This window comes from Chitinophaga deserti (assembly GCF_003149455.1).
Lineage (GTDB): Bacteria > Bacteroidota > Bacteroidia > Chitinophagales > Chitinophagaceae > Chitinophaga > Chitinophaga deserti.
Window position 1 is genome coordinate 238218 of record NZ_QFFK01000010.1, and the last position, 10124, is coordinate 248341.

Consider the following 10124-nt stretch of genomic DNA (forward strand, 5'->3'; position numbering starts at 1 on the left):
GATCCGATATGATCAAGAGATTATTTTTTCCGCTGCTGGCTATTTGCTTCGCATCTTGTACGAAATACCTTGACAAGCAGCCCGATAACCTGCTGACCGAAGAGATGGTCTGGCAGACGAGGGCTGGGGCTGAAGGATATCTTCATAACGTATACAGTCATATTTACCTGACCGACGGGGGCGATTTCGCATCCATGGGAGCTTCCGATGAATCATCTGTTTCTATTGGTACTACCGATGTACGGCAGATGGTTTCAGGGAACTGGAGCCCCGGGGCAGCCTACTTCAACTACTTGCCGGGCATGTATGCCGGTATCCGCAAATCTTTTGTATTTGAACAGAATATTGGCAAGGTGCCTTCTGATAAACTGAGCGATGAGCTGAAGGCGCAATACAAAGCCGAAGCTATATTCCTCCGTGGATATTATTATTTCTTCCTGCTCCGCCAGTTTGGTCCGTTTGTGAAAGTAACCGGCGTACTGAGCCAGAACGATGACTATAACAAATATCCCCGCGCATCTTTCGATGAATGTGCTGCTTACATCAATGAACTGATGGATGCAGCGGCGGCAGTGCTTCCCACAACATGGGAGTCTGCCAGCAACAATGGCCGGCCTACTAAAGGGGCCTGTCTTACCATCAAAGCGAAAGTAGCCCAGCTGGCTGCCAGCGAGCTTTGGAATGGTAATCCTGCATTCTCGGATTTCAAAAATCAGGATGGGAAGCAACTGGCGCCTGACAGCAATGATCCCCAACGCTGGCTTGCTGCAGCCAATGCTGCCAAAGCCGTGATCGATCTCAATATCTATAAACTATATACCAATCTCGATAACGGTGGCACTGTCTTCAATCCCTACGAATCAGTGCGCGATGTGCATCTGACCAACTGGAACAGCGAGATCATCCTCGGTGTGGTAGGCTGGAACCGCTGGGGCTTTACCAAATGTGCTTCCCCTGCGCCCGGTGGCTATTCCATGTATTGCGCCACACAGAACGTGGTAGATGCATTCGCCATGAAAAATGGCCGCCTTATCAGTGATCCGGCTTCCCAATATGTGGAGAATGGGTTTGCTGCCAATGATCAGCCTGAATCATGGGGTCATCACAAAGGTGAGTGGAACATGTATGCAGATCGTGAGCCCCGCTTCTATGCATTTATCAACTACAATGCCCGGCCGGTAGTAGCTGCCCGTACTACTGATGACCGTAACCTCTTCTCTTCTCCTCAGAACGTAGACGGAAAAGGGCGCTCAGAATTCTATTACTCCGGTAAATCCGGACAGCGCTGGGCAGGAAGTAATAACATTACCGGATACCTCGTACAGAAGCGTATCAGCTCCACCAGCAATATTTACTGGGATCAGGTGCCGCATCAGGCCCCATACATCCTCTTCCGATATGCAGAGATCCTGCTGGATTATGTGGAAGCGCTGAATGAAATCCAGCCTTCGAACACTGATATCGTAAAATATCTCAATCTGGTGCGTGAGCGCGCCGGGTTACCGGGTATCGAAACAGTGTATCCCGGAGCAGTAGGCGATAAGGTTGCCATGCGCAAGCACATTCTCCGGGAGCGTCAGGTAGAGCTCTGCTTCGAAGGCGACCGCTACTGGACGCTGAACCGCCGCCTTCTTGCCGGTAAGGCTGAGAATACCGCCATTTATGGAATGGATGTAAATGCTGACGATAGCAACCAGGGCTTCTCCTTCACGGGTTTCTACACCAGGAAGCTTTATCAGCAACGCTATTGGAGAGATAAAATGTATCTCTTCCCGATCAGCCAGTACGATATGGAGCGTGCCCGGGCGCTGGTGCAAAATCCCGGTTGGTAATTCATTGATCAGACCATTCAACGCAAATACTTATGTTGAAAGCATTCACACGATATATACTGGCCGCCACCTTGTTCATGACGGCCTGTAAGAAAGACGAAGCGGCCCACGAACCCGGCGTGCCCATGTCTCTGTCCGGTTTCATTCCAGCCACCGGTGGTCACGGTACTTCCATCCTCATCAATGGTTCCAACTTCAGTAACGATACATCAGAAGTGGAAGTAACCATCAATGGGAAGAAGCTGGCCATCGTTGGCAGTAACATGAACCAGATCATGGCAGTAGTACCTAAAAGATGCGGTTCCGGGAAAGTGATTGTTAAGATCGCAGGAAAGGAAGTACTCAGTGAAGGAACCTTCAATTACATCTTCTCCCGTACCGTTACCACCTTTGCGGGTAACGGAACTGCCGGTTATGCCAATGGTAAAGGGGAAGATGCCATGTTCAACTTCAACGGTACAGACTGGCACCGTGGTGGCGGCATTGCCATCGATAAAGCTGGCAATGTATACGTAACTGATGTAGGTAATTATTGCATTCGCAAAATCGATCCTTCAGGCATGGTAACCACCTTCGCCGGTACCAACGTTCAGGGAGATGCAGACGGCACCGGCCAGCAGGCGCGCTTTAGCCTCCTGTACGGCCTGGCAATCGATAAAGACGATAATATCTATACAGCAGACCCCGGCTCCTGGAAAATCAAGAAAGTAACCCCGCAGGGCGTGGTAACCACCTGGCACACCGCCAGCTCAGACCCCTGGCATGTAGGCGTCAATAAACTGACCAACGAAGTATTCTTTAGCTGTACCGGCTCCGGCGGCGTATACCGCATCCCGGCACAGGGCACACAGGAAACGGTAGCTACCGGGATTTCCTATCCTGCAGGGCTCGGGTTCGACAGCAAAGGCAACCTGTTTGTGGTAAGCAGCGGCAATCAGGTGGTATATAAATTTGAGAAAAATACCTGGGCTAAAAGCATCTTTGCAGGTACCGAAAATGTGGCCGGTTATGCCAATGGCCCCGCCACTACCGCAAAATTCTCCAACGCATGGGGGCTCGCGGTGGATGGTGAAGACAACCTGCTGGTAGCCGGAAACGGTACCTGGAACGGTGTAGATAATGCTGACCAGAGTATCCGATTCATCGACGGTAAAACAGGGGCCGTGAGCACTTACGCCGGCAGCAGCACATATGGATATATGAACGCGCTGAACGAAAGCGCCTCCTTCCGCGGCCCGCTCGCCGTAGCCACGGATGATAAGGGGATATCTTACGTAATCGATAAGAACAACAATCGTATCAGGAAAATCGTATCTGAATAAATAAAGTATGAAAGGAATGATCGTAAACGGAATAATGCTTGTATCTCTGCTTACTGCCGCAGCATGCGGTAAAAGCGGAGGGGGAGGAAATGAAGGGCCTAAAACTGATGCGCCACGCACACTGTATGTTTCTGTAACCGGAAACGATAACGCCACCGGTACAATACAATCGCCATACGCCCGTATCAATGACGCGCTGGCGAAAGCAGTACCGGGCGATACCGTGATGGTTAGAGGAGGGAAGTACTACCAGAAAGTAAAGTTCCCCAGAAGCGGCCGCGAAGGAAAACTGATTACCCTCAAAGCCTATCCGGGTGAAACACCGGTGATAGACGGAACGGGGCAAACGGTTTCCGGAAAGGATGCCCTCGTTTTTATCCGCAACGCCAGCTACGTAGTGCTGGAAGGCTTTGATATCTGTAACTTTATCAGCAGCGCACCCTGGGTGAGCCCAAATGGTGTTGTGGCTGATGAAGGTTCCAGCAACATCATCATCCGCCGGAATAAAATTTACAATATCGAGCATAATGCTGCTCCTGCCGACGGGCGCAGCGGGCATGGTATTGAAATCATCGGTAATACCAATATTCCGATGAAAAATGTGCTGGTGGAAGAAAACGAGATCCACGACTGTAACACCGGGTATAGCGAAAACCTTACCATCAACGGCTATGTAGATGGTTTTGTGATCCGTAAAAACAAAGTGTACAATGCGGAAAACATTGGCATAGATGCGGCCGGCGGATACGCAGGTAACCCTGTTGCTGAATACAATTATGCCCGCAACGGCGTTATCACCGAAAACGAATTGTGGAACATCAATATGACCACAGGGCCAATTGGTGGCCAGCATGGACATGGTGCTATCGCCATATATGTAGATGGCGCGCGTAACATTACCGTAGAGCGCAACCGGGTGGATGATTGCGACCGTGGAATTGGCGTTGTCAGTGAAACGGATGCATTCCCTACCAGCGATTGCATCGTCAGGAATAATATCGTTACAAACTCATACCGCGTAGGGATTTACCTGGGAGGATACCTGAACTACACCGGTGGCGGTTCCCGCAGATGCTATGTTGTGAACAACACACTAATGGGGAACAACCGCAAGAGGGGAGCCTACGGTGAAATCGAAGGCGAACTCCGGATGACAGAGCATTGCTTCGACAATGTGATCCGTAACAACCTGGTGATTGCCGGTGCAGATGATCTTTTCTTTCACAAGTACACCAACACCGGCAGCGGCAATGTAATTGATAATAACCTCTATTTCGCCCCCGCTAACCCGGCCGGATGGATCTGGAATACGGTTGACGGGCCTGCCATCACCGATTTTACGGCATGGAAAACTACATCCGGTATAGATGCGGCGAGTATTCACGGACAAAATCCGTTACAGGGAACGGATTTCCGTATTCCTGCCAATTCCCCCGCTAAGAACCAGGGATTTGTGTTGCTGGATAATAAAGGTGGTACGGTAGATTTTTATGGTCAGCCGCGTGTAGTGAACGGGAAAGTGAGCATCGGCGCGGTACAATAATTTTAAAGAAGGAAAGGGAGAACGGCACCTATGCCGATGAACCCGCCCAATATACTGGCAAAGGCGTCCATTACATCGTAATGCCCTTTGCCAGTTACTTTTGAGAACAACTCAAAGCCGTAACTGATACCCACAACAGGCGCCATCGCCAGCAGCGCTGCTTTCATGGGAGCATCGGGTAGTATATAGGCGCAAAAGCCCATCAGTACTGCCCCCATGGGGATGCCAACAAAAAAGTGTTTCCATTTATCCGGAGCAATCTTCATAGGGTTGTATTTCTTACGGCTGCAAACTACATAAATTCGGCGGGCTTGCAACTTTCACCTGCGGGCCGTAATTTGACAGGGCATTTTAAAAATTCCATATGAAACATTTCCTGTTGGCAGCAGCGCTCCTCTGCACCATGCTGGCCCGCGCCGCCTCGCCCGAAATTTATGAGATCCGCATCTATCACTTTAAAACAATGGCTCAGCTGCAGCGGGTAGATGATTATCTGCGCACTGCAGGGCTTCCCGCACTCCACCGCAGCGGTATCGCATCGGTAGGGGTATTTAAGCCCATTCAGCAAGACACGGCCGACCTGCGCATCTACGTCTTCATCCCCCACAAATCCTTCGAGCATTTCAGCAAACAGGCTTCCCTGCCGGACAGGGATGCCCAGCTGGCCGCTGCCGGAAAGGATTATATAGACGCACCGCACGACCAGGTGCCCTATGCCCGGATGGAAACCATCCTGCTGAAAGCTTTCTCCGGTATGCCGGTTATGCAGCTACCCGCGCTCACCGGACCTAAAAGCCAGCGGGTGTATGAACTACGCAGTTATGAAAGTCCGACCGAAAAATATGGCCGCAACAAAGTGAAGATGTTTAATGCCGGTGATGAGATCGGAATTTTCCGCAAGCTGAACTTCAATGCCGTGTTCTATGGGGAAGTGCTGGCAGGTTCGCGGATGCCCAACCTGATGTACATGACCACTTTCCAGAACCAGGAAGATCGTGACGCCCACTGGAAAGCTTTCTCCGCCGACCCTGACTGGAAGAAGCTGTCTGCCGTAGAGGAATACAAGAACAATGTTTCCCGCAACGAGAAGATTTTCCTGCGTCCAACGGAATATTCTGATATTTGATACGCCGAAACTATTGAGAAGGGCTCTGCTTTGGCGGGGCCTTTTTTATAAACGCCTGAAAAATAAAAGGGCGGCATAACGGCGCGTTGCCGGCAGACTGTCACATACAAAGATATTCCGACAGATGTTAAGTTCTACTTACACGTACAATAAGCACCTCTTATTCTGGGCCTGCTGTGCAGGGCTGCTCCTTTTTGGCGTGGCATTAGTTACACTGGGCACATTAGCACTCGATCTCCGGCTGGCATTTGGGCTCGACGGGTTATCTGCAGGTTCCCTGTATTCTGTGATGCCCCTGGGCATACTGGCAGGTTCCCTGCTGTTTGGCCCGGTAAGCGACCGCTACGGCTATAAAATACTGCTTACACTGTCCTCCCTGGGGCTGTTTGCAGGGTTTAGAGGTATAGCCGGGGCAGAAACCTTATGGGGGTTGAAAGCAGGCGTTTTTTGCTTCGGATTGGCAGGCGGGGTGATGAACGGGGCAACCAATGCCGTGGTGGCCGATATATCTGCCCGGGGAAAAGGAGCGTCCCTGAGCCTGCTGGGTGTAGCCTTCGGGATTGGCGCATTGGCGATGCCCCAGGTAATGGGGGAGTTGAAGAAGTTCTATCACTGGCGGGATATATTATCAGGCGTAGGCGCCTTAACGCTGGGGCTCGCAGCCATGTTTGCACTGTTGCGATTTCCGCCGCCCAAGCAAACAACGGGTTTCCCCCTCTTACAAAGCCGCAGGCTGCTCACTGATCTTACCCTGCTGTTAATCGGCGGATTCCTCTTTTTCCAGAGCAGCTTCGAGTCTATTATTAACAACTGGACCACGGCCTACCTCACAACGGGCCATGCGCTGGATGAGCGGGAGGCATTGTACGGCCTCTCTCTCCATGTGGCAGGACTTACCGTGATGCGTTTGCTGGCAGGCAGTGTATTTCGCAATGTTCCGCCGAAGCAGATGCTGGCAGTAAGCTTATTGCTGATCCCTGCAGGACTGTTACTCCTGAAAACAGGAGGCGGCTTCTTGCCTGCGGCATCCGGACTGGTATTACTGGGGGCGGGGCTGGCAGGAGGTTTCCCAATCATGCTGGGTTATGTGGGAGAGCGGTATACAGGAATGTCGGGCACGGCGTTTAGTATAGTGCTGGCCATTGCGTTAATAGGTAATATGTTGGTGAATGTGCTGATGGGCTGGCTGGTACAGGAAATGGGCGTTCAGATCCTCACTACGGCGGCGCTGGTGGAGTGGGGGGCGATGCTGATACTGGGGGGCGCAATTGTGAAGCGTTTGGAATAGCGCTAATCTTTACTGGGATTGGGTTAGAGAAGAAGGCTGTATCCTGAAGCATACAATCTGAAAACTTTTTGCATGATTTTTTTGACTTTTAATAGATAGCCGTTATCTTTGCACTCCGATTTTGAATAACCGGAAACGGTACAGGATCGAATTGGCGAGGTAGCTCAGGTGGTTAGAGCGTTGGATTCATAACCCAAAGGTCTCGGGTTCAACTCCCGATCTCGCTACACTAAAGGTTTTCAGATATATCTGAAAACCTTTTTTTATGACGTTTTGTCTTATTCTATGTTAGCTGAGCATTGAGTGAAGAACAAAATTATCCCCTCGTTATAATATCGACTATGCTTATTGATCTAAGATCAACCAATCCGGCTAACCTAAAGATTTATTATTCTTGCTAAATAAATTGGCAAAATCTTTAATTTCGCAGTAAGACCTGTCAGAAATGAAAAAAAACAAAACAGTGGCGGAATTTTTCGCCGGAATAGGACTTATGCGTGCGGGACTTGAGCGGGCTGGTTGGACGACTATATTAGCTAATGATATTGATCCTGTAAAGAGACGGCTTTATTTAAACCATTTCAAGGGGGCCTCAGATCATTTTGTTTTGGAAGACATTCATAAACTTAGTCCTGATAGTATTCCGAACGTTGATCTTGCGACAGCGTCATTCCCTTGTACAGATTTATCATTAGCAGGCCGTAGAGCTGGTTTGCAAGGGAAGCACTCTTCTGCCTTTTGGGGATTTGTCGATATTTTGAATGGTATGGGTAATCGTAAGCCTCCATTAATTTTGCTCGAAAATGTCGCTGGTTTTCTGACATCAAATAAAGGGGAGGATTTTTATAGTGCTCTTTCTGCTTTAAACAAACTTGGATATGCGGTTGACGCGTTTATCGTGGATGCTGTTCATTTTGTTCCACAGAGTAGAGTTAGGCTTTTTATCGTTGGACGACTTACAAACAATCCTAAATTAGAAATTAGTCAACCGCTACTGGAGACAGATATACGACCAGCTAAACTTGTCAAATTTATTAAGGAGCATCCTGAAATTCATTGGTGTATAAATTCGGATCTGCCTGAACTTCCTGCAATAAATAATAATCTTAAAGGAATTATAGAGAATGTTTCAAAATCTTCATCAATTTGGTGGGATTCAGATAGAGTATCGTACCTTTTAAATCAAACATTTGAACGTCATTATCTGAAAATATCAGAACTTAAAGATGCCAAAACTTATTCTTACCTCACAGCCTTTAGACGTGTACGTAATGGTAAGTCAATGGCAGAAATTCGGTTTGATGGTATAGCAGGGTGTCTACGAACGCCTAAAGGAGGAAGTGCCCGTCAAATACTATTGGAAGTTGGTCGAGGGGAGGTAAACATTCGATTACTTACACCGAGGGAGTGCGCAAAACTGATGGGTGTTGATGATTTTACTCTTTCTGGAACAGCTAATGAAGCGTTGTTTGGCTTTGGAGATGCAGTTTGTGTTCCTGTTGTAACATGGATTACTGAACATTATCTAAATCCTGAGATTAAGAATTTCAAAAAGGAAACAAAAATAAACAACCTGTATGCAGCAACCGCATAACCTTTTTATAGAATGGTATAATTCACTTAAAGTAGTTAAAGCAAACAAAGGACCTGCAAATGGTAGCATAGCAACAGCACTAGTAGTACTTACAAGATTGGAGGATGATTTTAATTTGGATTTTGCCGCTCATATAGCTGAAGGTGGAATGCAAATAAAAGGGGCAAGTGGCGCAGCGGTGGCTACAATCTTAAAGGCATATGGAGAAGAGCGTCCTTTTGCCAAAGAAGGAGGAAGAACAAATAGAGGAGGTCCTTCTGAGATTAAATCTTTACTCGAGACTGAAAAGAAAATACAGGAATTAGAATTGTATACTTCTATCCAGTGGCAGGAGCAACTTCACGCTCAAAAAAAATATCTAGTAGAGCGAGTAAAGGATTTTCATAACAGGCAGAAATTGAAATTTACTTTTAACCCTGCTCTTTCAACATGGTATGTCATTTCCAGCTTATTACAAGAGGCTACAAATGAAGGAAAGGCTGGTTATGTAGCCCAGCATTTAGTGGGTGCAAAACTGCAACTTCGTTTTCCAAATATTAAAGTCTCTAATGAAAGTGGTAGTACTGCAGATATGCAGACACAACGTCCAGGAGATTTTCTTATTGGACAAACACCAATACATGTAACAGTTGCTCCAATGCCTCCTGTTTTTGATAAATGTAAGCATAATATTTTGCAAGGTTTAAATCCTCTTCTGCTAGTGCCTGATAGTAAACTGTTAGGTGCTAGGCAAATTGCTGAGCAAATATGTGAACATCAGATTAGTGTAGAAAGTATTGAAAGTTTTGTGTCGCAGAATATAAATGAAATAAGTAATTTTAGCAAAGATCTTCTTGTTGTTAATTTAAGAGAACTCATAACAATATATAATCAAAGAGTAGACGCAGTTGAGACTGATAAATCGCTGATGATTGAATTACCCTCAAATCTAACATGATGACTGACACTTTCTCCAAGGCAGAAAGAAGAGCCATAATGCAGAAAGTAAAAAGTAAAGGAAATAAATCAACTGAAGGAAGGCTCCTTACAATATTTAAAAATAACAATATCAAAGGTTGGCGACGAAATTATCCCTTGAAAGGTAATCCTGATTTTGTTTTCCCCAGAAAGAAGTTAGTAGTATTTACAGACGGATGTTTTTGGCATGGGCATTATTGTCGAAATATTGTGCCTAAGCAAAATGCAGATTACTGGAATAAGAAACGCCAAAGGAATGTTGATCGAGACAAAGAAGTGATAGAGTATCTTAAAAAAAAGGGATGGGTAGTTTTAAGATTTTGGGAATGTGAGATTGGCACTATCTCATTAACTGTGTAAACATAGAAAATCGGAGTTTCGTATTTGTACCTATAACTTGATTCTATTTTCAAAAATAGTTAAAAACTGATGGAGGACAACGCCCCAGTTCCTAATAGGCAT

General features: G+C 47.2%; 9 protein-coding genes and 1 tRNA gene. 9 read left to right on the top strand and 1 reads right to left on the bottom strand.

Going from position 1 to position 10124, the window contains the following annotated elements:
- Positions 1–8: 8 nt before the first annotated feature.
- The 3 genes from DEV76_RS21965 to DEV76_RS21975 are packed head-to-tail and all read left to right on the top strand — an operon-like array spanning position 9 to position 4697.
- Complete coding sequence (locus tag DEV76_RS21965; RefSeq protein ID WP_109700087.1) at positions 9–1832, top strand: RagB/SusD family nutrient uptake outer membrane protein; 1824 nt, start codon at positions 9–11, stop codon at positions 1830–1832.
- A 32-nt stretch (positions 1833–1864) separates the two neighbouring features.
- Positions 1865–3154, top strand: a complete 1290-nt coding sequence (locus DEV76_RS21970) for an IPT/TIG domain-containing protein (protein WP_109700088.1) — start codon at positions 1865–1867, stop codon at positions 3152–3154.
- Positions 3155–3161: 7 nt separating this feature from the next.
- Entirely contained in the window at positions 3162–4697 is a 1536-nt protein-coding gene (locus DEV76_RS21975) for a right-handed parallel beta-helix repeat-containing protein (RefSeq protein ID WP_109700089.1), read from the top strand.
- A 2-nt stretch (positions 4698–4699) separates the two neighbouring features.
- On the opposite strand, the gene DEV76_RS21980 is transcribed toward DEV76_RS21975, so the two are convergent.
- Positions 4700–4963: a hypothetical protein gene (locus DEV76_RS21980; RefSeq protein ID WP_109700090.1), complete on the bottom strand. Its 264-nt coding sequence runs from the start codon at positions 4961–4963 to the stop codon at positions 4700–4702.
- Positions 4964–5061: 98 nt separating this feature from the next.
- Here DEV76_RS21980 and DEV76_RS21985 point away from each other — a divergent pair, with 98 nt between their 5' ends.
- The 6 genes from DEV76_RS21985 (at position 5062) to DEV76_RS22010 (ending at position 10022) form a co-directional block, all read left to right on the top strand.
- Positions 5062–5823, top strand: a complete 762-nt coding sequence (locus DEV76_RS21985; protein ID WP_109700091.1) for an NIPSNAP family protein — start codon at positions 5062–5064, stop codon at positions 5821–5823.
- Positions 5824–5947: 124 nt separating this feature from the next.
- Positions 5948–7111, top strand: coding sequence for an MFS transporter (locus DEV76_RS21990; RefSeq protein WP_109700092.1), 1164 nt, complete (start codon positions 5948–5950; stop codon positions 7109–7111).
- Between the two features lie 153 nt (positions 7112–7264).
- Positions 7265–7338: transfer RNA gene (locus DEV76_RS21995), tRNA-Met, on the top strand.
- Between the two features lie 218 nt (positions 7339–7556).
- Positions 7557–8705: a DNA cytosine methyltransferase gene (locus DEV76_RS22000; RefSeq protein ID WP_109700093.1), complete on the top strand. Its 1149-nt coding sequence runs from the start codon at positions 7557–7559 to the stop codon at positions 8703–8705.
- Positions 8689–9642, top strand: a complete 954-nt coding sequence (locus DEV76_RS22005; protein ID WP_109700094.1) for a DUF4928 family protein — start codon at positions 8689–8691, stop codon at positions 9640–9642. The genes DEV76_RS22000 and DEV76_RS22005 overlap by 17 nt, the downstream gene beginning before the upstream one ends.
- Positions 9639–10022, top strand: coding sequence for a very short patch repair endonuclease (locus DEV76_RS22010; RefSeq protein WP_232827021.1), 384 nt, complete (start codon positions 9639–9641; stop codon positions 10020–10022). Before DEV76_RS22005 ends, DEV76_RS22010 begins: the two co-directional genes overlap by 4 nt.
- Positions 10023–10124 lie beyond the last annotated feature (102 nt).

Coding starts and splice junctions, on each gene's coding strand:
- DEV76_RS21965 (WP_109700087.1), top strand. CDS start 9: ATGATCAAGAGATTATTTTTTCCGCTGCTGGCTATTTGCTTCGCATCT.
- DEV76_RS21985 (WP_109700091.1), top strand. CDS start 5,062: ATGAAACATTTCCTGTTGGCAGCAGCGCTCCTCTGCACCATGCTGGCC.
- DEV76_RS21970 (WP_109700088.1), top strand. CDS start 1,865: ATGTTGAAAGCATTCACACGATATATACTGGCCGCCACCTTGTTCATG.
- DEV76_RS22005 (WP_109700094.1), top strand. CDS start 8,689: ATGCAGCAACCGCATAACCTTTTTATAGAATGGTATAATTCACTTAAA.
- DEV76_RS22010 (WP_232827021.1), top strand. CDS start 9,639: ATGATGACTGACACTTTCTCCAAGGCAGAAAGAAGAGCCATAATGCAG.
- DEV76_RS21975 (WP_109700089.1), top strand. CDS start 3,162: ATGAAAGGAATGATCGTAAACGGAATAATGCTTGTATCTCTGCTTACT.
- DEV76_RS21990 (WP_109700092.1), top strand. CDS start 5,948: ATGTTAAGTTCTACTTACACGTACAATAAGCACCTCTTATTCTGGGCC.
- DEV76_RS21980 (WP_109700090.1), bottom strand. CDS start 4,963: ATGAAGATTGCTCCGGATAAATGGAAACACTTTTTTGTTGGCATCCCC.
- DEV76_RS22000 (WP_109700093.1), top strand. CDS start 7,557: ATGAAAAAAAACAAAACAGTGGCGGAATTTTTCGCCGGAATAGGACTT.